Here is a 23,311-nt window from a genome sequence, read left to right as displayed (position 1 = left end):
CCGACCCCTTCGACGCGGCGGACGACGCGGTGTCGGAGGCCTTGTCCTTGGAGTCGCTGTCGGAGCAGGCGGTCAGGGCCAGCGGCAGCATGGCGGCGGCAGCGACGACAACGGCAACACGACGGACTCGAGTCTGCATGACAATCCCTCAGCGATCAGAACTGTGAAGGCCATCTGCCTCCATCGCCGGGAATCCGGTACGAGGCGCCGTGCGGATTGGTCCTGAACACGAATGAGTGAACCAGGACCATTCCGCTTCCGTTGATGGGCGCTCTCGGGACGAGGCAGCGGAACGCCTCAGCTCTCGTGCCGGGAGCGCCAGTACGGGTTGTCGTGGGGGAGGCCTCCGCTGACACGTCCGTACATGCCGCCGGTCATGAGGAGGAGTCCGACGGCGAAGCTGAACAGGACGTTCTGCATGCGGAAGTTGAGAAAGTTGTAGCTGCTGTCGAGGGCGAACAGGAACGCGAAGCCGGCCAGCAGGAAGGCGATTCCGAGCACCATGTTCACGGTGGAGGCGGTGTTGCCGCCCCGGACCGCGGCGGCCAGCAGGATCGCCCCCACGACGACGGACAGGACGCTCAGCGCTCCGTTGGTGTTCAGGCCCAGCGCGGTGTTGGCGCCGGTGTCGAAGAAGCCGATCCGGTGGATGAGTCCCAGGACGCCGAAGGCCAGCAGGAAGATTCCCATGACGGCGGCGCTCAGACGGTAGACCCGGCCGAGACGGTGATCGAGGGGGAGATGGTCGTCAAGCGTCACGTGGCGCGGACGAGCATGAACAGTGGCCATGACGGTGTCTCCTTCGCCCCCCTGAAGCATGAGTGACGGTGGGGGTCAGCAGCTCGCCGTTTGCCAGGCGGTGGGCCGGACGTGGGCGGCGCTGATCCAGCCGTGCGCGTCGTTGTCGAAGTACCAGGTCGACGTGCCGTCGGTGCGTTCGCCGGTGGTCTCGCAAAAGAGCCGGATGTGGGCCCCGGGCGGCAGCGTGGCGGTGGCCTTCGCGTGGGTGGTCGGGGCGTCGCGGACGTAGACCTCGGTCCGTGCGGTCACCACGGCCGGTGCGGCGTGGTCGTGATCGGTGTCTCCGTACGGGGACGAGCTGGGCTCCCAGGGCTCCCAGCTCTCCTGCCAGGACTGTGGGCTCCCCTCCGATGCCTGGGCGCCGCCGGCTGCCGCGCCGGTGGCGGCGCAGGCCCCCGTCAGGACCACGGCACAGATTCCGGCACGGGCCTTCATGCGGATCATCGCGGGCTCCTTCTCCTCGCCCCCTGTCCCCTGCATCCCGGTTGTCGACGGTCAACGGTGTGTGTCGATGCCACGGCGGTCGAGCCGCGCCCCTCACCGGGAATCCGGCACAGGGTCCGCCTCGGATTGCCGTAATGAGAAGAAAAGTGCGATATAGACCAATCTCGACCGGTAGCGGCTGCGAATTCCCTACTGAAGGGCGTGCAGCAGACCCACCGATCCGGTGGTCCGCGTCCCTCACCGGCCTTCAAGGGCCGCTCGGGGTCCTGGCGGGCAACGGTGCCCGCCGTCGGAGGGTTCATCATGAACACACATCGCATCGGCACCCGCACCCTGGTCGGGACGGCGGCTCTCGCACTCCCGTTCTCGCTGGCGGTGCTGGCGCCGACGGCCTCGGCCGATGACATGACCGAACCGTTCGGGTCCGCGTGCTCGTCGGTGCCCAAGGACGGAGCGGGCTCGTTCGACGGCATGGCCAAGGACCCGGTGGCCACGGCCGCCTCCCACAACCCGGACCTGTCGACACTGGTCACCGCGGTGAAGAAGGCCGGTCTGGTGGACACGCTGAACAACGCGAAGGACGTCACGGTCTTCGCGCCGACCAACGAGGCGTTCGCGAAGATCCCGAAGGCCGACCTGGACAAGGTCCTGGGTGACAAGGCCCAGCTGACGAAGATCCTCACCTATCACGTGGTGGGCGAGAAGGTCACGAAGGACAAACTGGCCGACGGCGACTTCAAGTCGCTGGAGGGCAGCACGCTCAGCACGTCCGGCTCCGGCGACAAGTACAAGGTCAACGACAGCGCGAACATCGTCTGCGGCGACGTGCAGACCTCGAACGCCACCGTTCACATCATCGACACCGTCCTCATGCCCAAGAGCTGACCCGCATCACGAAGGACTGCTGGGGTTGCACGGCAGCGGCCGGGCAACCCCAGCACCCGTGCGGCGAAGCCGCCGCACCGGAGCGAATGTCAGCGCTGGGCGGATCCAGGACGATCGCTCTGCCTCTCAGTCGACGGTGACGACCACCGAGTGCCAGCCGGAGGCGCCGTCGGGGATGGTCGGGGTGCGCTTCTCGGTCTGGGTCTCGCCCGTGCCGTCGGTGGCCCGGACCGTGAGGGTGTGGCCGCCCTTGGTGGCCTGCCAGGGGTACGACCACTGACGCCAGGTGTCCCGTGTGTCCTGGGTGGCGAGACGGGCCTCTTCCCACGGCCCGTCGTCGACGCGCACCTCGACCTTCTTGATCCCGCGGTGCTGGGCCCAGGCGACTCCGGCGACCATCACGGTGCCGGCCTTCGGGCGGCCGAAGGGCTTGGGGGTGTCGATGCGGGACTCGGTCTTGATGGGGGCCTTCTGCGCCCAGTCGCGCTTGACCCAGTAGGTGTCGTAGGCGTCGAACGTGGTGAGCTCGATGTCCTGGATCCACTTGCAGGCCGATACGTAGCCGTACAGGCCGGGCACCACCATGCGGACGGGGAAGCCGTGCTCGAAGGGCAGCGGCCGGCCGTTCATCCCGACGGCGAGCATGGCGTCGCGGCCGTCCATGACGTCCTCGACGGGGCTGCCGATGGTCATCCCGTCGACCGACCGGGCGACGAGTTGGTCGGCGGGGCCACCCTGCGACGGGGGCTTGACGCCGCACTGCTTGAGCAGGTCGGCGAGGCGGACGCCGATCCAGCGGGCGTTGCCGACGTAGGGGCCGCCGACTTCGTTGGAGACGCAGGTCAGGGTGATGTTCCGCTCGATGAGCGGCATCTTCAGCAAGTCGTCGAAGGAGAGGGTCAGTTCGCGGTCGACGCCCTGGCCGTGGATGCGGAGTTTCCAGGTGGTGGCGTCGACCTTGGGCACGACCAACGCGGTGTCGACGCGGTAGAAGTCGCTGTTCGGAGTCATGAACGGGCTGATGCCCTTGATCCGCAGGGCGGCGCCGCGCGGTACGGGTGCCGCGGCGGACGACGCTGCGGGCAGGACCACGTCGCTGCGGGAGGCGACGGCGCTCTGGCCTTGTGAGCCGTTCAGTGCCCGGCCCGCGAGACCCGCACCGGTCGATGCCGCGGCGGCGGCGGTGGCGGCGAGGATGAATCCGCGCCGGTCCCAGCCCGACGCACCCGAGCCCGACCCACCCGACTCGCCCGAACCGGCTGTGCCGGACGCCGTCGCCGGCTCGGACTCGGGAGTGTCGACCCCCGTGTCCGTGACTGCCGGGTCGGCGTCGGCATCCGTGGGGGCGGCTGTTGACGCGGCGGAGTGTCCGAGGCGTCCGATGAGCCAGTACAGCAGGCCCGCGCCGACGACGGCGCCGACGACGGAGGGCAGCGCGTCGGAGACGCTGGTGGAGTCGGGCCGACCGGTGGCGGCCAGTGCTCCGACCACGCCGAAGGCCAGCACGCCGAGCGAACCGATCAGACGCCAGCGCGTGGCCAGCATCCCCAGGACCAGGGCGAGCACGGTGAGAACGGCGAGAATGCCGAGCTGCAGCACGAGCTTGTCGTTCGTGCCGAACTGCCGGATCGCCCAGTCCTTGACGGCGGGCGGGGTCCGGTCGATGGCGGCCCCGCCGACCGCGATGACCGGACCGGATTCGGGCCGCACGGCGGCGGACACCAGCTCGGCCACCGCGATGGCCGCGTATCCGGCCAGGAGACCGCTCAGGGCACCCAGGGACAGGCGTTTGATGCCGCGCAGCGGCGTGGGGGTTGCGTTGTCGTCCATGTTCGGGAATCCGTCCTTGCGCCGCGTTCGGATTGGTCGTTCACGCCATCGGGGTACGAGATACCGCTGGCAGCACTACCAACCCGCCTCGCGCCGCACCGTGCGGCAGGGCCGTACGTCCCCCGCCCGTTCCTCTGATCGGCGGCGCCCGCACGGACGGATACGTGCGATGGAGTGAGAACACGCACGACGACCAAGCCCCACGGGACAGGTCAACGGATTACCGGCGACACCGGCGGGCGCCGCAACCAGCCCTCGCCGTCAACGACAGGTCCTCGGCCGAGAATTGGGGGAGTGCGGTGAGGCCACGCGATGTGCTCCGCTCCGCTGGCAGCTGGCTACCACGGTGGTGCACCGTGAACGCGACGCGACAGACACCTGGCCGGCGCCACATCTGTGGCAAGGCACCCGACCGGCACATAGGGCTGAAGCCCGCTGCGTACCGGGACACCGACGGCCGCCCGCAGGAGGTGGCGCCTTCGGCCGCCCTGCGCGACGCCGTACTGGCCGCGATCCGGGACGTCCCCCAGGACCGTCCCCGCCCACCGGACAGTGGGAGCTCCCCTCCGTGAGCGGGCGCTGAGCCGGCAGGAACCGAAGGACCCGGGGGCCCACCTGCCGGCCACGGAATCCGTGCCGGAAATCGTTTGGCCGTCCACCGCCACCACTGCTACGTTTTCGCAGGCCGTGCGAGAGAACGAGGAGGTGGTACCCGTGAACGCAGTATCGACATGGGTGCTCTCCTCCGGAGTCACGGTCGGGCGATAGGTCGTCCGGGAGCGCCGTTCATGGGCACTCCCGAAAGGCACGACCATGCACTTCACTTCTGAACAGCGTCTCGACGACGGTGTCCTCGAACGCGAATTCACCCTCGGTGAGATCCCCGGCATCCTGTGGACGCCCGCGCCCGCATCCGCGCCGGCGCCACTGATCCTGATCGGCCACCCGCCGCTCGGACTGCGCAAGATGTACCCCCGGCTGGCGGGGCGGGCCCGGTACTACGCCGCGGAGTACGGCTTCGCCGCGGCCACCATCGAGCTCCCCGGGAGCGGTGACCGGCCCCGTTGGCCCGCCGCCGAGCAGGCCCGCGCCGACCTGCGGCGGGCGATGCAGGCCGGCGATCCGGTCGGTGGCGACCTCATCGACGCTCTCATCCTCCCGCTCGTCGACAAAGCGGTCCCGGAATGGCAGGCCGCCCTCGACGACCTCCAGTCGCTGCCCGAGATCGGGGGCCCGGTCGGCTACGAGGGAGGAGTGATCTCCATCGGCGTCCGCCTCGCGGCCGTCGAGCCGCGCATCGTGGCCGCCGGATTCTTCGCAGGGAGTCTCGTGCCCGCCGCCATGTTCGAGGAGGCCCGCCAGGTCACCATTCCGCTGCACGTCCTGCTGCAGTGGGACGACGAAGGCAACGACCGGCAGGCGTCCCTGAACCTGTTCGACGCCTTCGGCTCCAAGGAGAAGACCCTGCACGCCAACCTCGGCGGCCACACCGGCGTTCCGCAGTTCGAGCTGGAGACAGGGGCGCGCTTCTTCGCCCGGCACCTCAAGTGAGGTTGAGCCGGAGCGTGTTCCGAAAGTCGAGGTAGCCGGTTGGCCAGTGGTCGGTGACGGCGATGCGATGCGTGGGCGACGGACTTGAACCTCGACAGGACGCCCATCGGGATCGCGCGCTGTCACCGACCCCTGAGTGGGCAGTGTCTCGATTTCACCGACCGGCCACCCAGCGCCCATCCCGCCCGCCGTCCGGCATCGGCCCCTCCGGCCCGCCCGCCGTCCGGCATCGGCCCCTCCGGCTCGTCGCCTACTGCACGGAGTGACTCGGGATGACACGCGCCGGGCACCCGAATGAGCGCCGCCACGGCCGACCGGGGCGACGCTCGCACCCCCCGCCACACCGTCACCGCCCCGCGTCCTCCGCGAGCCGTCGTGACACCGCGCGTGCCGTCGCCCGGACCGCCGGCCCGTACCCGGCGTCCGGGAAGCCGGTGCTGGGTGCCACCACCGACAGGGCCGCGACCACGTCATGGCCGTCGCGGACCGGGGCGGCCACGGTGCTCAGCCGCCACGGCTCGCTCTGCGCTCCCGTGGCGTAGTCCCTTCGGCGCACATCCGCGAGGAAGCGCCGCAGGTCGTCGGGGGAGTCGAGGCCGTCGGCGCCCTGCTCGGAACGGAAGGCGGCGATGGTCTCCTCCTGCACCCCGGCCGGGGCGAAGGCGAGCAGCACCAGGCCGACGCCGGTCGAGGTCAGGGGCACCCGGCCGCCCACCCGGTAGCTGACCGGGCTCGCGTCGAGCGCCGAGAGCCGTTCGACCAGCAGCGCCTCGCCCTCGTCGCGGACCGCGAGCAGCACATGCTGGCGGGTCACGTGGAACAGATCCTCCATGAACGGCATCGCCACCGCCCGCAGCCCGTGCCCGCGCGGCGCGAGCGACGCCGTCTCCAGGAGGCGCAGCCCCACGACGAACCGGCCGTCCTCCAGCCGCTCCAGCGCACCCGCCCGCATCAGCGACCGCGCGAGCCGCAACGCGGAACTGCGCGGGACACCGCCACGCCGCGCGAGCTCGGCGAGAGTCTGCGCACGGTGCTCGTGGTCGAACGTGCCGAGCAGCGCGAACGCCCGGTCGATCACCGGCTGGCCCTCGGCGGGACGGCCACCACGACGGGCCGCGCCGCCACCGTCGGAAACCGCTGTTCCATTCATCGGCATCACCAGTGCCAGCCTACGGCCGTCTTCCTACGGTGGCAGATGTACCCGGCATCCACAGGCACCCGCACCGCCGTCCACCAGCAGGGAGACCGCATGAGCAGCACCGGACTCGTCGACGTCCACGCCCACTTCGTCACCGACGGCTACATCGCCGCGGCCCGCGCCGCGGGCATCGACCACCCCGACGGCATGCCGGGCTGGCCCGACTGGAGCGTCGAGCGGCAGCTCGACCTCATGGAGCGCACCGGCATCACGAAGGCCGTTCTCTCCGTGTCGTCCCCCGGCGTCCACTTCGGCGACGACCAGGCCGCCCGCGCCCTCGCCCGCGAGGTGAACACGTTCGGCGCGCACGTCCGGGCCACTCACCCCGACCGGTTCGGCCACTTCGCGTCCCTCCCGCTGCCCGACGTCGACGGCGCCCTCGCGGAGGCGGCGTACGCGCTCGACGAACTCGGCGCCGACGGCGTCGCCGTCGAGACCAACCACCACGGCCGCTACCTGGGCGACGCGTCGTTCGCCCCGCTGTGGGCGGAGCTCGACCGGCGCCGCGCCATCGTCTTCGTCCACCCCACCTCGCCCCCGCACGCCGACGACGTGAGCCTGGGCCGCCCCCGCCCGATGCTGGAGTTCCTCTTCGACACGGCCCGCGCCGCGAGCGACCTCCTGCTGAGCGGCGTCCTCGCCCGCCACCCGGACATCCGCTGGATCCTCACCCACGGCGGCGGCGCACTCCCGCTGCTCGCCGACCGCATCGAGCTGTTCCGCCCGCTGCTCGGCGGTGCGGCGATCGGCGGCGCGGCCACGGACGGGCCGAGCACCGTCGAACAGCTCGGCCGCCTCTGGTACGACATGGCCGGCACCCCCTTCCCCCGCCAGGTCCCCGCGCTCGACGCGGCGTTCGGCACCGAGCGCCTGCTGTACGGCAGCGACTACTGCTGGACGCCTGCCGAGGCCGTCCTCGCCCAGGTCGACTCCGTGGACAAGGCCGTGCGGCCCGCCGGCGGTGAGACCTGGCGCGACCTCACCACGCGCAACGCCGACCGTCTGTTCACGCCCCCGGCGTCCTGAGTCCGCGGCCGAGGAACACGAAAGGGAACCTGATGCCCACCCGCCCCGCACCGCTCCTCCTGCGCTCCGCGACCGTCGTCGACACCCGCGACGGCACCCGCAGCCCCGGAACCGACGTCCTGGTCCAGGACGGCACGATCACGGCCGTCGGCCGCGGCCTCGGCGCCCCCGACGGGACCACGACGGTCGACGCCCACGACCACTACGTCGTCCCCGGCTACAACGACATGCACGCCCACCCCCTGGGACGCGGCGAGCCGAGCGCCACCCTCGAACTCATGCTGGCCCACGGCATCACCGGCTTCCGCCAGATGCACGGCGACCTCGACCTGCTGCGCGCCCGCGCCGCCGGCACCCTCGCCCTGCCCGAGGCGTCCCCGGCACTGCTCGCGCTGCCCGGCCCCCTCCTGACGATGCTGAACACGGCCACGGCCGACGAGGCCGCCGCGACCGTACGCGAACAGGCCGCCGCGGGCGCCGACTTCGTCAAGTCCGCCGCGATGACCAAGGAGCGCTTCTTCGACGCACAGGCCGAGGCGCTGCGCCTCGGCATCCCCATCGTCGGCCACCTGCCCGGCGGCATCGACGTGCTGAAGGCCTCCCGCATCGGCATGAAGTCGATCGAGCACTTCGGCTCCGGACTCGGCGTCCTGGCCTGCTGCTCCACCGAGGAACACGCGATCCAGGAGGCCGCGGGCGCCCGGCAGCGGCTGAACCTGCCGAAGGTCAGACTGCCGTTCATGGACCGGGTCGTGGACAAGGCCGTCGAGGCCGTCATGAAACGGGTCGTGCTCAACCCCGTCGCCCTCAACAAGCCCGAGGACATCGCCCTCGTGGACCAGGCCGTACGCACGTACGCGCAGGAGCGCACCCGCGCCCTCGCCGACCGGTTCGCCCAGGACGGCACCTGGCACGTCCCCACCCTGATCCGCCAGAAGACCAGCAAACTCTGCGACGTCCCCGGCTTCGCCGCCGACCCGGACCTGCGTTTCATGGCCCCGGCCACCCGCAAGACCTGGCACGGCGCGGCCAGGCGGTTCACCAAGCGGTTCACGCCCGAACAGCGCGCCGTCCTCGCCGCGTCCCATCGCCACGAGTACGAGATGGCCCGGGTGTTCGACGCCGCGGGCGTGCGGATGCTGGTCGGCACCGACTCCTCCGGAGCGGTCTGGGTCGTCCCCGGCGCGGCCCTCCACGACGAGATCGACCTGCTGGCCGAGGCGGGCCTCGCACCGCTGCGCCTGCTGCGGATGCTCACCCTGGACGCCGCCGAGTTCCTGGGCACGACGGACACGATGGGCACGGTCGAGCCGGGACGCGCCGCCGACCTGGTCCTCCTCGCCGCCGACCCGGTGACGGACGCGGCGCACCTGCACTCCGTGGCCGGTGTGGTCCGCGCGGGCCGCCACTACCCCGCCCCCGAACTGACCCGCATGAAAGACCGCCTGGCCACGGCCGGGACCGTCCACTGAAGCAGGGAGCACCACGATGACGACGGACATCGACCTCGTCACCCAGACCGTGCTGCGCGAGCGGCGGGGCCGCGACCGCGGCTGGTGGGACCGGATGCGCGACTGCTACCGGCCCGACTCGACCGTGACCCTGAGCTGGTACCGGGGCGACGGCCCGGGCTTCGTCGCCGCATCCGAGGCGATGGCGGGCCGCGGCGACGCGAGCGTGCACCGGCTCTCCCCGCCCACCGTGCACATCGCCGGGGACCGCGCCTTCGCCGAGACACCGGCGGGCATCGAGATCCGCACCGTCGTCGACGGAGTCACCGTCGACCTGACCGGACACAGGCGTTCTACGCCGACACGCTGAAGTGGCTCCACGGCTGACCCGGGGCAGGCCGGTGGAAACCAGGTGGTCCCGCGCCCGGTGACCTTGCGATGATCGGCCCGGGCGCCGGATCGAGGGGTGGACATGCCGCAGGACGTTGTGGACGGGGCGCAGGCCGCTGTGCGGCTAGCGGGAGGGGCGCCGCTCGACAGCGTGCTCGCCGTCGCGGAGCCGGGCGACTGGCTCGCGCTGGACGAAGGTGTGCGGGAGCGGTTCTGGTACGCCGCGCGGTACCTGACGAGGTGGGAGCGACTCGCCCCGTTGCCCGCCGCGCTGGGGCAGGCCGATGAGGCCCGGCTCGCGCTGGCCCTGTGCCATCGCGACGGCCGCATCCGGCAGGAAGCACTGGAGTGGGCGGTCGGGCATCCCGCTCTCCTTCCGCTGATCGTGATCCGTTGTGCCGACTGGGCCGCTCCGGTGCGGGAGCGGGCGCGGTCGCTGCTGCGCGGGGTGCTGGGACCGGAGGCGGCAGTCCGCCTCACGCCGTTGGCCCTGCAGGTCGGGCGCCGCGACCGGGGTGGCTTCGGTGTCGAGACGATCGAGGCATCGCTGCGCGGGGCGTCGCGCGACGACCTCGCTCCGCTGCTCGCCGCCCCGGACCGTTCGGTGCGGCGCTTCGCCCACCGGTTCGCTGTCGACCGTGGGCTGTTGAGCCTCGCCGAACTGGCGCAGACTGCCGCTCACGACACGGATCCCGCGGTCCAGGACGTGTGCGCGACGGCGGCGCTCGCCGCTCTGCGGCACGACAGGTCGTTCGATGTCGTGCTCCCGCTGCTCCTGTCCGCACGCAACCCGCGCACCCGCGCGGCCGGTGTCACGGCCCTGCGGTCGGCGGGACGGACCCAGCAGGCCGTCGGGTACCTCGGCGACCGCTCCGGGCTGGTGCGCGCCTGCGCCCGGTACGTCCTGCGCACGGACGGAATCGACCCGGTGCGCTGGTACCGGCAGCAGGTGGCGGCGCCGGACGATGCCGCGCTGCGGCCCGGTGCGGTCATCGGCCTCGCCGAGTGCGGCGACCGCGCGGATGCCGCGCTGCTCCGGCCCCTGCTCGTCCACCCCGCAGCCGGAGTGCGGGCCCGCGCCGTGGCAGGCCTTCGGGAACTGGAGTGCGCGACCACCCAGCTGCTGAGACCGCTGCTCGACGACCCGGCCTCCGCCGTGGTGCGGGAGACGGTGATCGCTCTGCTGCCGTCGGCGCGGGCACTGCCCGCCGACTGGCTGCTGGAACACCTCGACGCCGAACGCGCACGGCACATCAGGCTCGGCGCGTTCCGCCTCCTCGACGCACGCGGCGGAACCGAAGCCCTGCGCGCCGCAGCCGAGTTGCTCCACGACCCGGACCCGAAGCTGCGCTTCTGGGCCGGTCAGTGCGTACGGCGCTGGCGCCCGACGGCAGACGCACCGCGCGGTGACGCGGAGGTCGAGGAGCTGCTCGAGCGGACCCGGCATCTGTTCGGCCCCGAAGCGCTGCGACGCGTCAAGTGGGAGGCGGGGATAGCTGGTTGAGGCCCGAGGCTCCCCGGTTCGGAGCCGCCGGTCCGCAGCCGTCTCGTCCCGTCGGCCGAGAGCCTGACCCACCCCGCCCCAGCTGCGAAAAATTAGTCAGCTATTAGCCATTCACGGTGTCTTGACGGTCCGGTCGCGGCGGCCGCAGAGTGCTTGCTAATCCGCATTAGCCCCTGAGCCGTACGTGCCTCTCTCCGGCTAATGCGTATTAGCGAGGGAGATCGCGCATGGCTGGAAATCAACCTGTACGGGCCCGTCGTGGCCGCCCGCGCCAGGCCGAGGTGGCCCGGCTGGCCGGGGTGTCGCAGACGACGGTGTCGTTGGTGCTCGGCGGGAACAAGCAGGGCATCGCGCTGCACGAGGACACTCGTCGCCGGGTACTGCAGGCTGCCCGGGAACTCGGTTACGTCCCGGACCCGGCCGCCAGCCGACTCGCCTCCGCGCGCAACAACCTGCTCGGCGTCTACAGCTTCACCAAGACCTTCCCCACCGCCGTCGAGCACTCCTACTATCCGTTCCTCGTCGGCATCGAACAGGAGGCCGCCGCCCAGGGCTACGACCTGGTCCTCTTCACCGGCTCCAGCGCCGGCCGCCGGGCCGCCGAACCCGGCGCGCTCGACCGGGTCCGGCTCGCCGACGGCTGCCTGTTTCTCGGCCGCCACATCCCCGCCGACGAACTGCGCAAGCTCGTCGAACACGGCTACCCGGCGGTGCACCTAGGCCGCCGCGACGAACTGGCCGAACTCGCCTGGGTCGGCGCCGACTACGTGGCCGCGGCAGCCGACGTGGTGCACCACCTGACCGGCCTGGGCCACCGCCGCATCGCCTACGTCCGCGAGAACGACACCGCCCCCGCGTCCACCGACCGCGAACAGGGTTTCCGCGAGGCGGCCGCGGCGGCGGGCGTCCACGGCGGCGTCCTGCGCAGCTCCCACCCGGCCACGGACATCACCGCCGACTGGGTGCGGGCCCGGCGCTCCGAGGGCGTCACCGCCTTCGTCGCCGAGGAGACCGACACCGGCGCCGCCTGGCGCGCCCTCGACGCGGCGGTGGCGGCCGCCGGACTGACCGCGCCCCGCGACCTCTCGCTCGCCCTGCTCGGCTCACCTCCCGCCGATCTGACCGGACCCGGCCGACAGGAACCCACCGGATTCGCCGTGCCGGGCGCCGAACTCGGCGCCGCCGCCGTCCGCCTGCTCACCTCCCTGCTCAGCGAACGGCACGGCGCGGAGCCCCTGGTCGCCTGTGCCTTCCGGCCGGGCGAAACCGCGGGACCGCCGCCCGCACACACCTGACCCCGCGCGGCGCACCCCAGGCCGCCCGCAGCCCGATCCGCAGCACGCCTTCCTCCCCGTACGAGACGTACCACCGCACAAGGAGTCATGCCCGTATGCCCATTTCCCCTGCCCTTCCGGCCGAGACCGACGTCCTCATCGTGGGCGGCGGGCTGGGCGGCGTGGCCGCCGCCCTCGCCGCCTGCCGGGCCGGCCGAAGCGCCGTGCTCACCGAGGAGACCGACTGGATCGGCGGTCAGCTCACCTCCCAGGCGGTGCCGCCGGACGAGCACCCGTGGGTGGAGCAGTTCGGCACCACCGCCACCTACCGGGCCCTGCGCGAGGGAATCCGCGCCTACTACCGCCAGTGGTATCCGCTGCGCGCCGAGGCCCTCGCCCTGCCGCAGCTCAACCCCGGCGCCGGCCGGGTCAGCAAGCTCTGCCACGAGCCGCGCGTCGCCCTCGCCGTCCTGGAGGCGATGCTCGCCCCGCACCGCGCCGCCGGCCGCCTCACCGTCCTGACCGAACGGCGGCCGGTCGCCGCCGACACCGACGGCGACCTCGTGCGGGCCGTGACCGTGGAGGACGTACGCGACGGAGCCCGGCACACCATCGCCGCCCGCTACGTCATCGACGCCACCGAGACCGGGGAACTGCTGGAACTCGCGGGCGTGGAGCACACGCTCGGCGCCGAGGCCCGCAGCACCCACGACGAGCCGCACGCCCCCGAGACCGCCGACCCGCTCAACCAACAAGGCATCACGGTCTGCTTCGCGCTCTCCCACCACGAGGGCGAGAACCACACCATCGACCGGCCCGCCGACTACGACTTCTGGCGCTCCTACCGGCCGGACTTCTGGCCCGGCCCGCTCCTCGGCTTCATGGCCCCCGACCCGCGCTCCCTCGAAGCCGTGCCGCGCACCTTCGAACCCAACCCGGCCGTCGACCCGCTCGACGTCAGCGCCGACCAGAGCGCGGACGCCGGCGACAAGGAACTGTTCGGCTTCCGCCGCATCCTGGCCCGCAAGCTGCACCGGCCCGGCGCCTTCGACTCCGACATCACCCTCGTCAACTGGCCGCTGAACGACTACTGGCTCAAGCCCCTGATCGGCGCGGGCGAGGAGACGGCCGCGCAGGCCGTCGCCGAGGCCAGGCAGCTGTCGCTGTCCGTCCTGTACTGGCTGCAGACCGAGGCCCCGCGCCCCGACGGCGACACCGGCTTCCCCGGCCTGAAGCTGCGCCCCGACGTCACCGGCACCGACGACGGCCTCGCCAAGGCGCCCTACGTCCGCGAGGCCCGGCGCATCCAGGCCGTCACCACCGTCACCGAGCACGACGTGGCCATCGACCTCGTCGGCCCGTACGGAGGCACCAAGCACCGCGACTCCGTCGGCGTCGGCAACTACCGCATCGACCTGCATCCCTCCACCGGCGGCGACAACTACATCGACATCGGCTCGGTGCCGTTCGAGATCCCCCTCGGCGCACTCGTCCCACGCCGCGTGCGCAACCTGCTGCCCGCAGGCAAGAACCTCGGCACCACCCACATCACCAACGGCTGCTTCCGGCTGCACCCCGTGGAGTGGAACGCCGGCGAGGTGGCCGGCGCACTCGCCGCGCACTGCCTGGAGGAGGGCGTGCAGCCGCACCAGGTCCAGGCCGAGGACAAGCGACTCGAGGAGTTCACCCGGGTCCTGGACCGGGCCGGCGTACAGCGGCACTGGCCCGACGTCCGCGGCTACTGAACAGCACCGCCCCGTACCTCTCGTACCTCTCAGCTCTGCCTACGACACAAGGAGGTGTCCTGAGCAATGACCACACAGAGAGCAACGAAGGAGCACCGCATCCGCGTCGGCATCGACGTCGGCGGGACGTTCACCGATGCCGTCGCCGTCGACTCCGCCACCCTGGAGCTCGTCGGCCAGGTCAAGGTGCCCACCAGCCACCACCACGAGGACGGTGTCGCGTACGGCATCGTGACCGCGCTGGACCGCCTCCTGAAGGAGACCGGCTGCGCCGCCGAGGACGTCGCCTTCCTCGCCCATGGCACCACCCAGGCGACCAACGCCCTGCTGGAGGGCGACGTCGCCACGGTCGGCCTGCTCGGCATCGGCACCGGCCCCGGCGCGGTCCCCACCCGCCGCCTCGCGGGCCTGGCACACCTGGAACTCACCCCCGGCAAGCGGCTGCCGCTGCACTACGCCCACATAGCCGACCCGGACGACACGGCCGCGGTACGCACGGCGGTGGAACAGGTGCGGGCGCAGGGCGCCGAAGTACTGGTCGCCAGCGAGCCGTTCAGCGTGGACATGCCCGAGGGCGAGGAGGCCGTCCTCGCGGTCGCCGCCGACTCCGGCCTGCCGCTGACCGCCGCGCACCGGATCACCTCGCTGTACGGGCTGCGCAAGCGCACCCGTACCGCCGTCGTCAACGCCGCCATCCTGCCGAAGATGCTGGCCACCGCCGACCTCGTCGACTCCAGCATCGCCGCCGCAGGGGTCACCGCGCCGCTGATGGTGATGCGCTGCGACGGCGGCGTGATGTCCCTCGACGAGATGCGCCGTCGCCCGCTCCTGACCGTGCTCTCCGGGCCCGCGGCCGGAGTGGCAGGCGCGCTCATGCGCGAACGCGTCAGCGAGGGCGTGTTCCTGGAGACCGGCGGCACCTCCACCGACATCAGTGTCATCCGTCGCGGCAAGGTCGCCGTCCGGCACGCCACCATCCTCGGCAAGCCGTCGTACCTCTCCGCGCTGGACGTGCGCACCGTGGGCGTCGGCGGCGGCTCCATGGTGCGCGTCGACGCCGGCAAGGTCACCGCGGCCGGACCGCGCAGCGCCCACATCGCCGGGCTGCCGTACGCCTGTTACGCGACCCCGGACGAACTGGCCGACGCGAAGCTCATCACCGTCAGCCCGCTGCACGGCGACCCGGCCGACTACGCCGTTCTCGACACCCCCGGTGGCCGCTACGCGGTGACGATGACCTGCGCGGCCAACGCCCTCGGCCGCGTCCCGGAAGGCGACTTCGCCGCCTGCGACCCCACCTCGGCACGCCTGGCGCTGCAGCCCCTCGCCGACGCACTCGGCACGGACGTCGCGGGCGCGGCCGCCCAGGTCCTCGACGCGGGCGTCGCCGAGGTGCGCAAGACCGTCGACGCCATGATCGGCGACTACCGGCTCGACACCGACGCCACCGTCCTCATCGGCGGAGGCGGCGGCGCGGCCGCGGTCACCCCGCACCTGGCCGCGGTGACGGGCCTGACCGGCCGCATCGCCGCCAACGCCGAGGTGATCAGCCCGATCGGTGTCGCCCTCGCGCTCGTCCGCGAGCAGATCGAGCGGATCATCCCGGGCGCCACGCAGGAACAGATCCTCGGTGTACGCAACGAGGCCGAGGCCGCCGTCGTCCACCAGGGCGCCTCACCCGCCGCCGTCGAGGTCGAGGTGACGGTCGACCCGCAGACCAACACCGTGCGCGCCATCGCCACCGGCGCCACCGAACTGCGCACCCAGGACCGGGCGCACCGCACCGACGACGCCGAACGCCTCGCCGCGGCCGCCGCCAGCCTCAAGGCACCCCAGTCCGCGGTCGAGATACTCGCGGCCACACCCGCGCACACCGTGTACGGGACCGAACGCCGCCGCCGCTTCCGTAAACCCCTGCACCCGGTGCGGGTGCTGGACACCGACGGGGTGGTCCGGCTGCACGCGACCGACGCGAAGGTCGCCACCACCACCGTCTCCCAGGCACCCGAGCTGCTCTCCCGACTCGTGGCGCAGTCCACGTCCTACGGCGACGGCGGCGTCCGCGCCCCCGCCCTGCGCCTCCTGCTCGGCTCGCGGATCGCGGACCTGTCCGGCGTGCTCGAGGCCGAACCGCTCCTTGCCCTGGCGCGCAGCGAACTGCGCTCGCGAGCGGCGGACGAACCGGTGGTGGCGGTCGTGGAGGTACGGGCATGAGAGCCGTCGCCCGGACGGGCCCCCTCGACCGGCTCGACGCAGCACAGCGGTCCGAACTGCGCTCCAAGGGCGCGGAGTTGGCCGACCTCGACCTTCTCGACTTCGGCGTACGGCTGCTGGCGAACACACCGACGCACGAGGGACGCGATCCGGCGGTGCTGCGCCGCTGGGCCGCGGCCGCCACCGGCTTCGGCACGGACATGGCCGTCGCGCTCGGGCCGGTCAGGGATGCGAGGGACGTGGTGGTGCGTGAGCGCACGGGCGGCCTCGACCCCGATCGGCTTCTCCTCGCCCGCTACCTCAGCCGCCCCGTCCCCACCGTGGAACTGTTCACCGACACCCTCGCCCTCGCCGAGGACGTCGTCCAACTCCTCGGCTGGCAGGCGTGGTTCCCGCCCGGCACCGCCCGGTCCGCGGCGATCGCGCACGAGGAGGCGCACGATTCTCTGCACCACGACCGGGCGCTGCGCACCGAACTGAAGAAGCGCGTCGGCCACACCGTGCTGCGTCGGCCCGCCCACGTCGCCGGCGCCGAGGAAGTGGCCGCGCACGCCGCCGCCCAGGCCGTGCTCGGCCTGCCCCGCACCCCCTTGCTGCTTACCGCCGCGGTGGCCTGCGCCGCCGGGCTCCGACAAGAGAACTGAGGCCCGTTCCATGGGAATCGTGATCCTCCTGCTCATGCTGGCCGGGGTCGGCCTCATCCTCACCCGCAAACTGCCCACGGCCTTCGCGCTCGTCCTCGTCGGAGTGGCCATCGCGGCGGTCACCGGCGCTCCGTTCACCGGCAAGAACAGCATCGTCGACACCGTGCTCCAGGAGGGGTCGGTGATGCTCGCGGCCACCATGCTCGCGGTGCTGATGGGCTCCTGGCTCGGCAAGCTCCTGGAGGAGACCGGCATCGCCGGCACCCTGGTCCGCAAGATCGTCGAATTCGGCGGCGACCGGCCGACGATCGTGGCCCTCGGCGTCCTCGCCGTCTCCGCACTGGTCGGCACCGTCACCGGCTCCGCGCCCGCCGCGATGCTGGCCGGCATCATCGGCATCCCCGCGATGATCGCGGTCGGCGTACCGAAGGTGACGGCGGCCGGGACCATCCTCATGGGCATCTCCGTGGGCGTGCCGTTCGAGCTGCCGATCTGGCAGTTCTTCTCGACCGCGCTCGACCTGCCGATCGACACGGTGAAGGGCTTCATGCTGAAGCTGTTCCCGTTCGCGCTGGTGGCGGCCGTGGCGTACGTACTGATCGAGACCCGCAGAAAGGGAGTCGAACACGCCTGGTCGCTGACATCGGCCGCGGAACCGAAGGCGAAGCCCAAGCGGTCCGTGCGGCTCGGCGACGCGCCCTGGTACGCCCTCCTCGCCCCCGCGGTGCCCCTGATCCTGGCGCTGGGCTTCGAGTTGGCCATCATTCCGTCGCTGCTCGCCGGCGTGCTCTTCGCGCTCGTCACCACGACGAAGCCACGCGAGATGAACAAGCGGATGCTGCGCACGCTGTACGCGGCGTTCGAGGTGGCGGCGCCGCCGATCGTGCTCTTCGTCGCGATCGGCATCCTGCTCGCGGCGGTGAAACTGCCCGAATCCGTCAGCGCCCTGGAGCCGCTGGTGAAGGCGGTCACCCCGCACCACCCGGTCGTCTTCGTCCTGGTCTTCACCCTGCTGGCGCCGCTGTGCCTGTACCGCGGCCCGCTGAACGTCTACGGCCTGGGCGCCGGCATCGCCGGCGTACTGATCGCCGCCGGCATCTACCCGGCGGTCGCGGTCCTCGGCCTGACCACCTCGTACAACCAGGTCTTCGGCGTCGCCGACCCGACGAGCACCCAGACGGTGTGGGCGGCGCAGTACTCGGGCGTGAGCCCGCAGCAGGTGATGCTGCGGACGATGCCCTACGTCTGGGCGGTGTGCCTGGGCGGCATGTGCGTCACGGCCGCGAACCACCTCTGACCACCCCTCACGTGAAGGAGTCACCCGCATGGCCATCGATCGTCGCACTCTGCTGCGGACCGCGACCGTCTCCGGAGCCCTGCTCGCCCTGGGCGGACCCGGCGCGGCCGCCGGGACCGCCGTCGCGGCGGCGCCGGGCGGCTTCCCGGACTACACGTACCGGGGCACCCTCCTGCGCCCGCAGGACCTGAAGTACAACCCCACGGACGAGATCATCTTCCCGTGCGTCCGAGGGGTCTACGACAAGCTGGCCGACCCGCTGGGCCGCTACTACCTCTACTACGCGCCCCACGACGCACCCGGCGGCATCTGCCTGGCCTACGGGGACTCGCTGGAGGGCCCGTTCACCGAGTACCCGGACAACCCGATCGTGTCGAACACCTGGTCCCCGCACTACTCGGTGAGCCATGTGTCGTCGCCGCACGTGATGTGGCACGAGGAGAAGCGGGAGTTCTGGCTCTACTTCCACGGGGAGAACACGACGACGAGGCTGGCCCGCTCCCGCGACGGCGTCCGGTTCACCTACGACACAGAGGTGTTGACCACGGCGATGCTGCCGGCGGGCGCCACGGAGACGTCGTACGCCCGGGTCTTCCGCCACGACCTGCCGGCCCGCGGCGCGAAGTACGTGATCGTCTTCATGCGCAACAACACGACGAACCACCGCGACATCTGCTGGGGCTGGTCGCCGGACGGCAGAACGTGGGAAGTGGATCCGAAGCCGCTGATCGACCACGCGGCGGTGGGCGCCGTGAACGTCGGCGGCCCGCACCTGCTCAGCCGCGACGGCACCACGTACGTGGTCTACAACACCGACAAGGAGAGCGGCGGCAACATCCTGATCACGGAGGTCGGCAACGACTTCTCCCGCCGCGATCACCTGGGTGTCTTCTACGACTCCCGCAGCACAGCCCCCGAGAACGGCCGAGCGGCCTCCCCGAGCTTCGGCACCGACGGCGGGGTCCCGTACATGGTGTTCGAAGCGGGGGAGAGGCTGTCGGGGGCCATCGCCGTGGCGCGGGGCTGAGCCCCGAACCCGAAGGCGCCGCCGCTGACCGCGTTCAGCGGCGGCGCAGCCGCCCGATCCACGCGCGGGCCTTGGCCCGGTTGCGCGGGTCCGCGGCCGTGCGGCGTGCCGTCGCTATGGTGCGCCGGCCCTGCGGGCTGCGGCTGTACTGCTTGATCCGGTCGAGAATGCCGGCCATGACGCCTCCACGATGTCGTTCGGTGACTGCCGCCTCATCGCGGCGCCGTTCGCATCGCGTCTACCCGGAGAGCCGTACGGAACACAAAAGAGGGCACTCGGACGAGGACAACCACCTCAACAACCAGCGGGAGTCCCCATGTTCGCGATAGCCGCCGCCGTTCTGTTCTTCGTGGCGTTCCTGATCAACGCCGCCGACATCTCGACGAACGACGTCTTCTCCTCCGTGAACGTCATGCTGCTCGGCCTCACCGCGCTGGCCCTTCATCTGGCGGGCGCCGGCGGCTGGACGCGTACCCGGACGTCGCGCCGACGCTGAACCGTCCCTGCGGACGCGGCCTGAAAGGGGGAGGCGGGCCGTGTCACCGCTCCGCCGCGGCTTCGGTCCTGCCGAGTTCCGCGGTGAACTGCGCGCCGGTGAGCAGCGCGAGGTTGGACAGCCACAGCCAGATGAGGAACACGATGGTGCCGGCGAGCGATCCGTACAGGCGGCTGTAGGAGCTGAGTACGGAGGTGTAGAGGGTGAAGCCGCCCGTGGCGACCAGCCACAATACGGCGGCGAGCACCCCACCGGGCAGCGTGCGGTGCCGCGCGGACGCGCCAGCGGGACCGTTGCGGAAGACCGTGGACACGAGCAGGACGACGAGGGTGAGGAGCAGCGGCCAGCGCGCCACCGACCAGGCCAGGGCGACGGTCGCATCGAGATGGAGGGCGCGCCCGATGCCCTCCGCGAAGGGGCGGCTGAGGACGAGGACCAGCGCGGTCAGCAGGAGAAGGGTGAGCAGGGCGAACGCGGTCAGCACCGTGCTGTGGGCCCGGGACAGGGGCGTACGACGGTCGGGTACCCGGTGCATGCGGTGCAGGGCGCGGCGGCAGACCGCGAGATAGCTGCAGGACGACCAGATCGCGCTCGCCAGCCCCGTGGCGATGATGGTCCAGGCGCTGGAGTTCTCCCGGAGCATGCGGGTGAGCAGGTCGTGCAGTTGGTTGCCCGCCTGGCCCGGTGCGTACGCGGTCACGTCCTCGATGAGGGACTGCGCGGTGCCGGGGCTGATCAGGCCGAACGCGGCGACGGTGACGAGAAGTCCGGGCAGGACCGCGAGGGTCGCGTAGTAGGTGAGCGCCGCGGCGTAGTCGGTGATGTCGTCGTTCCACAGCGACAGCGGAGTACGGCGCAGGGCGGGCCACCAGGTACGCGGCAGCAGCCCGGCCCGGTGGCGTGCCGCGGGCCCGGCGGGCACCCTCATCGGATCAGTGGACATGGGGGGCTCGATGGGCGGTCGAGCGGACGCGGACCTGAACGGTGAGGGTATGGGGCGCAACTGCGTTCCGGGCTTCTGTGATGACGTCGGACAAGGAGCGCAGGACCGCGCGCGGGCTGCTGCCGGGCTCGATCCGGACGTGCTGGGCGATGTGGATCCGGCCTCGGTGCCGTGCCATGCGGACACGGCAGCGCGCCACACCGTCGACCGTCTCCGTCCGCCGTCGCAGGGTGTCCGCGAGGGCGGCGCCGCGCAGATGGCTGTCCGGGGCGGCCAGGGCGAGCCGGGACGGACGCCGCACGGACAGCTGAGCGAGCAGGCCCAGGACGAGGGCCGTCGTGAGGACCGCGGTGAGCGTCAGCACGGCAGGTGTCCACCAGGCATGGTCGCGCAGTTCGCCCAGGCGACTGCGGTCGAGCAGGGCACCCCGGGGGACCGGCCACCACGACGGCAGGTGACCGGACAGCCGGCCCGCCGCACCGCACAGCCAGACTCCCGCGGCGAGAAGGACCAGGCCGCTCGTGCCGAGGAACCAGCGGTTCACCGCGCTGCGCGGCTGCCGGCTCATGCCGCTGCCTCCGCGGGCGCCGGCGCTGTGTCCCGGGGTGCGGGTGGCTGCCAGACGGCGGCGGGCCGCAAGGTGATCCGCAGGCGCGGCGGTCGGTGCAGACCGCAGTCGGCCAGCGTCCTCGCTGCGGTCTCCCGCGCCTGGGCACGCGCCCCCTCGCAGTCGCCGAAGGCGATCTCACCGCGGACGGTGACCCGCCGACGGCCGGCGCGGACCCTGACGTTCTGGGTGCCGGGCACGTCGTGCACCGCGTCACGCAGCAGCGAGGCCACGGCGGAACGGTCGATCGCCGCGCTCCAGTCCTGGCTGCCCGCGGCGAGTGTCAGCTGCCGACGGCGGCCGGGGGTCAGGGCGAGCACGAACAGCCAGAGGCCGCACAGCGCGCAGCCGGTCCCGGCGAGGGTCACGGAGAGGTCGCCCGGCCCGTGGTCGGAGAGCCAGTCGACGGTGGAGCGCCGCCAGGCCGCGGGCCGCGCCCCGGCCAGATGCACGCGGAAGACATCGACGGTGACCGCCAGAGCGATGCCCGCTGCCAGGGCGAGCACGAGGCCGGTCGGACGACGACGTTGCGACCACCAACGGCGCGGACCGGCCGCGTGCGCCTCCGCCGATGGCGCGGGGTCGACGGGTGCGGCCGTCTGGGTCAAGCGGGTCACCGCCACCCGCACCGTGGACATCTGCAACCCCGTCAACGTACGGGCACGTTCAAGCACATGCTCCCGCAGGCGACGGGTCTCGTCCGACAGGTGCGCGGGATAGGGCAACGGCACCCGTACGTCCGCCGTCACGCGTCGCCCGGCGACCGCCGCGGACGCGCCGACGGCACGGGCGGGCTCATCGACGGCCTCGGCGGCGGCCCGCTGGACCACCTTGCGCACAGCCTTTTCGGAGATGACGGTGGTGCCCCGCGCGGGGGAGGGAACGGTCACCGCCTGCCCCGCGAGAACAGGACGGGCACCTCGTCCAGGCCGCCGCCGCTCTCCAGCCAGACGCCGACGGCGCAGCCGATGGCGCCGAGTGCGGCGACGAGCAGGAACGCTCCGAACCCGCCGAACCAGCCGGCGAAAGCCAGCGCCATGCCGGCCACCATCCCTTGAAACGCAAGACTCACCTGCGCACCTCCACTCCTGGGCCCACCGCGGGCCTGCGTGCTCGGGCGAACGGCCCGACCGTCACGTCTCGTCAGGCGACGCGGGACTCGGTACCGGCACCGGCACCGGCTTCGTCGTCATCGGGCAGGTACACGTCGTTGACGGTGATGTTGACCTCCACCACCTCGAGACCGCTGATCCGCTCGACCGCCGACACGACGTTCTCGCGGACGTCCGCGGTCACCTCCATGATCGGAACGCCGTACTCGACGATGAGGTCGATGTCGATGGCGGTCTGCCGCTCTCCCACCTCGACCTTCACCCCGCGACCCACGTTGGCCCTGCCACCGGGAATGCGCTCGCGCACCGCGCCGATGGTGCGCGACAGGCCGCCGCCCATGTCGTGCACGCCCGGGATCTCACGAGCGGCCATCCCCGCGATCTTCACCACGACCACGTCCGCGATGGAGGTCTTGCCCCGCGTCGAAGCCGGCTCGTCCACACCCGAACGCCCCTGGCTCACCTCGGTCGTCGCCCCGGGAAGCTTGGACGTCACGGGGGACGAGGTCGGCTGGGACGGTGCTACCTGCTGGGTCGTCATATCGACATCTCCTGGATTCGGCGCCGTTGAAGCACGGCGCGTCGACGCATCTGGTCAGTTGGACCCCACCGAGCGGCGGTTGTTACGCACCTTTCCCGGACCGATTCGGCGACCCGGGCGAGGCGGGGCCTTTCCCACCGAAGTGCCCTGAACAGCGGCACATAGGCGGATGAAATCTCTCGGACCGGGGCGCGAGCGCGATCACTCCGCCGAGCACGCCGAAGACGCCTGCCGCCGGAGCGTCCACCCACACCCCCGCACCCGGCAGCGCCATCCCGGCGACGAACAGCCCCAGAGGGGCACCGACCATGCCCGGCCAGAGTTGCCGAGT

At 72.0% G+C, this 23,311-nt stretch carries 23 protein-coding genes; 13 read left to right on the top strand and 10 right to left on the bottom strand.

Annotated elements, in window-relative coordinates; all coding sequences use genetic code 11:
- Positions 1 to 297 precede the first annotated feature (297 nt).
- Positions 298 to 789 carry a DUF4383 domain-containing protein gene (locus B072_RS43875; protein ID WP_051127270.1) on the bottom strand — a complete coding sequence of 164 codons (492 nt, stop codon included), beginning with the start codon at positions 787 to 789 and terminating at the stop codon, positions 298 to 300.
- Positions 790 to 834: 45 nt separating this feature from the next.
- A complete protein-coding gene (locus B072_RS45655; RefSeq protein WP_018532319.1) occupies positions 835 to 1,245 on the bottom strand; it encodes a hypothetical protein in 411 nt (136 codons plus the stop codon).
- A 303-nt stretch (positions 1,246 to 1,548) separates the two neighbouring features.
- Between B072_RS45655 and B072_RS0122915 the strand changes: the two genes are divergently transcribed.
- Positions 1,549 to 2,130, top strand: a complete 582-nt coding sequence (locus B072_RS0122915; RefSeq protein WP_018532318.1) for a fasciclin domain-containing protein — start codon at positions 1,549 to 1,551, stop codon at positions 2,128 to 2,130.
- Positions 2,131 to 2,256: 126 nt separating this feature from the next.
- On the opposite strand, the gene B072_RS0122910 is transcribed toward B072_RS0122915, so the two are convergent.
- Entirely contained in the window at positions 2,257 to 3,960 is a 1,704-nt protein-coding gene (locus B072_RS0122910; RefSeq protein ID WP_018532317.1) for a sulfite oxidase, read from the bottom strand.
- 813 nt (positions 3,961 to 4,773) lie between these two features.
- On the opposite strand from B072_RS0122910, the gene B072_RS0122905 reads away from it, so the two are divergent.
- Positions 4,774 to 5,511, top strand: a complete 738-nt coding sequence (locus tag B072_RS0122905) for a hypothetical protein (protein WP_018532316.1) — start codon at positions 4,774 to 4,776, stop codon at positions 5,509 to 5,511.
- 346 nt (positions 5,512 to 5,857) lie between these two features.
- Here B072_RS0122905 and B072_RS0122900 read toward each other — a convergent pair whose 3' ends face one another.
- Positions 5,858 to 6,661 (bottom strand): IclR family transcriptional regulator, encoded by an 804-nt coding sequence (locus B072_RS0122900; RefSeq protein ID WP_051127273.1) that lies wholly within the window; start codon positions 6,659 to 6,661, stop codon positions 5,858 to 5,860.
- Between the two features lie 99 nt (positions 6,662 to 6,760).
- Between B072_RS0122900 and B072_RS0122895 the strand changes: the two genes are divergently transcribed.
- From B072_RS0122895 to B072_RS0122850, 10 genes are all read left to right on the top strand, one after another.
- Positions 6,761 to 7,735: an amidohydrolase family protein gene (locus tag B072_RS0122895; RefSeq protein WP_018532314.1), complete on the top strand. Its 975-nt coding sequence runs from the start codon at positions 6,761 to 6,763 to the stop codon at positions 7,733 to 7,735.
- 32 nt (positions 7,736 to 7,767) lie between these two features.
- Positions 7,768 to 9,207 (top strand): amidohydrolase family protein, encoded by a 1,440-nt coding sequence (locus tag B072_RS0122890; RefSeq protein ID WP_018532313.1) that lies wholly within the window; start codon positions 7,768 to 7,770, stop codon positions 9,205 to 9,207.
- A 16-nt stretch (positions 9,208 to 9,223) separates the two neighbouring features.
- Positions 9,224 to 9,556 (top strand): nuclear transport factor 2 family protein, encoded by a 333-nt coding sequence (locus B072_RS43865; protein ID WP_018532312.1) that lies wholly within the window; start codon positions 9,224 to 9,226, stop codon positions 9,554 to 9,556.
- Positions 9,557 to 9,658: 102 nt separating this feature from the next.
- The gene (locus B072_RS0122880) at positions 9,659 to 11,080 is read left to right on the top strand and encodes a hypothetical protein (protein ID WP_043244528.1); all 1,422 of its coding nucleotides are present in this window, start codon (positions 9,659 to 9,661) and stop codon (positions 11,078 to 11,080) included.
- 227 nt (positions 11,081 to 11,307) lie between these two features.
- On the top strand, positions 11,308 to 12,375 hold the full coding sequence (locus B072_RS0122875) for a LacI family DNA-binding transcriptional regulator (RefSeq protein ID WP_199791079.1): 1,068 nt from the start codon (positions 11,308 to 11,310) through the stop codon (positions 12,373 to 12,375).
- 95 nt (positions 12,376 to 12,470) lie between these two features.
- On the top strand, positions 12,471 to 14,099 hold the full coding sequence (locus B072_RS0122870) for an FAD-dependent oxidoreductase (protein ID WP_018532309.1): 1,629 nt from the start codon (positions 12,471 to 12,473) through the stop codon (positions 14,097 to 14,099).
- A 66-nt stretch (positions 14,100 to 14,165) separates the two neighbouring features.
- Positions 14,166 to 16,313 (top strand): hydantoinase/oxoprolinase family protein, encoded by a 2,148-nt coding sequence (locus B072_RS0122865; protein WP_018532308.1) that lies wholly within the window; start codon positions 14,166 to 14,168, stop codon positions 16,311 to 16,313.
- Complete coding sequence (locus B072_RS0122860; protein ID WP_018532307.1) at positions 16,310 to 16,957, top strand: hypothetical protein; 648 nt, start codon at positions 16,310 to 16,312, stop codon at positions 16,955 to 16,957. Before B072_RS0122865 ends, B072_RS0122860 begins: the two co-directional genes overlap by 4 nt.
- 10 nt (positions 16,958 to 16,967) lie before the next feature.
- Positions 16,968 to 18,254: a TRAP transporter large permease subunit gene (locus B072_RS0122855; RefSeq protein WP_018532306.1), complete on the top strand. Its 1,287-nt coding sequence runs from the start codon at positions 16,968 to 16,970 to the stop codon at positions 18,252 to 18,254.
- A 28-nt stretch (positions 18,255 to 18,282) separates the two neighbouring features.
- The gene (locus tag B072_RS0122850; RefSeq protein WP_018532305.1) at positions 18,283 to 19,281 is read left to right on the top strand and encodes a hypothetical protein; all 999 of its coding nucleotides are present in this window, start codon (positions 18,283 to 18,285) and stop codon (positions 19,279 to 19,281) included.
- Positions 19,282 to 19,315: 34 nt separating this feature from the next.
- Here B072_RS0122850 and B072_RS48745 read toward each other — a convergent pair whose 3' ends face one another.
- Positions 19,316 to 19,459 (bottom strand): hypothetical protein, encoded by a 144-nt coding sequence (locus B072_RS48745; protein WP_018532304.1) that lies wholly within the window; start codon positions 19,457 to 19,459, stop codon positions 19,316 to 19,318.
- 138 nt (positions 19,460 to 19,597) lie between these two features.
- Between B072_RS48745 and B072_RS0122840 the strand changes: the two genes are divergently transcribed.
- Positions 19,598 to 19,777: a hypothetical protein gene (locus B072_RS0122840; protein WP_018532303.1), complete on the top strand. Its 180-nt coding sequence runs from the start codon at positions 19,598 to 19,600 to the stop codon at positions 19,775 to 19,777.
- A gap of 43 nt (positions 19,778 to 19,820) precedes the next feature.
- Here B072_RS0122840 and B072_RS0122835 read toward each other — a convergent pair whose 3' ends face one another.
- The 5 genes from B072_RS0122835 to B072_RS0122815 all read right to left on the bottom strand — a co-directional run bounded on the left by B072_RS0122835 (position 19,821) and on the right by B072_RS0122815 (position 22,980).
- Complete coding sequence (locus B072_RS0122835; protein WP_018532302.1) at positions 19,821 to 20,705, bottom strand: YihY/virulence factor BrkB family protein; 885 nt, start codon at positions 20,703 to 20,705, stop codon at positions 19,821 to 19,823.
- A 4-nt stretch (positions 20,706 to 20,709) separates the two neighbouring features.
- Positions 20,710 to 21,288: a hypothetical protein gene (locus tag B072_RS0122830; protein ID WP_018532301.1), complete on the bottom strand. Its 579-nt coding sequence runs from the start codon at positions 21,286 to 21,288 to the stop codon at positions 20,710 to 20,712.
- The gene (locus B072_RS43860; RefSeq protein WP_018532300.1) at positions 21,285 to 22,217 is read right to left on the bottom strand and encodes a DUF6286 domain-containing protein; all 933 of its coding nucleotides are present in this window, start codon (positions 22,215 to 22,217) and stop codon (positions 21,285 to 21,287) included. The genes B072_RS0122830 and B072_RS43860 overlap by 4 nt, the downstream gene beginning before the upstream one ends.
- Positions 22,214 to 22,366: a hypothetical protein gene (locus B072_RS48300; RefSeq protein WP_199791083.1), complete on the bottom strand. Its 153-nt coding sequence runs from the start codon at positions 22,364 to 22,366 to the stop codon at positions 22,214 to 22,216. The genes B072_RS43860 and B072_RS48300 overlap by 4 nt, the downstream gene beginning before the upstream one ends.
- A 104-nt stretch (positions 22,367 to 22,470) precedes the next feature.
- Positions 22,471 to 22,980 carry an Asp23/Gls24 family envelope stress response protein gene (locus tag B072_RS0122815; RefSeq protein WP_018532298.1) on the bottom strand — a complete coding sequence of 170 codons (510 nt, stop codon included), beginning with the start codon at positions 22,978 to 22,980 and terminating at the stop codon, positions 22,471 to 22,473.
- Positions 22,981 to 23,311 lie beyond the last annotated feature (331 nt).

Origin of the sequence: Streptomyces sp. HmicA12 (genome assembly GCF_000373565.1) — a bacterium.
GTDB lineage: Bacteria > Actinomycetota > Actinomycetes > Streptomycetales > Streptomycetaceae > Streptomyces.
This window is presented reverse-complemented; position numbering and strand designations above follow the sequence as displayed.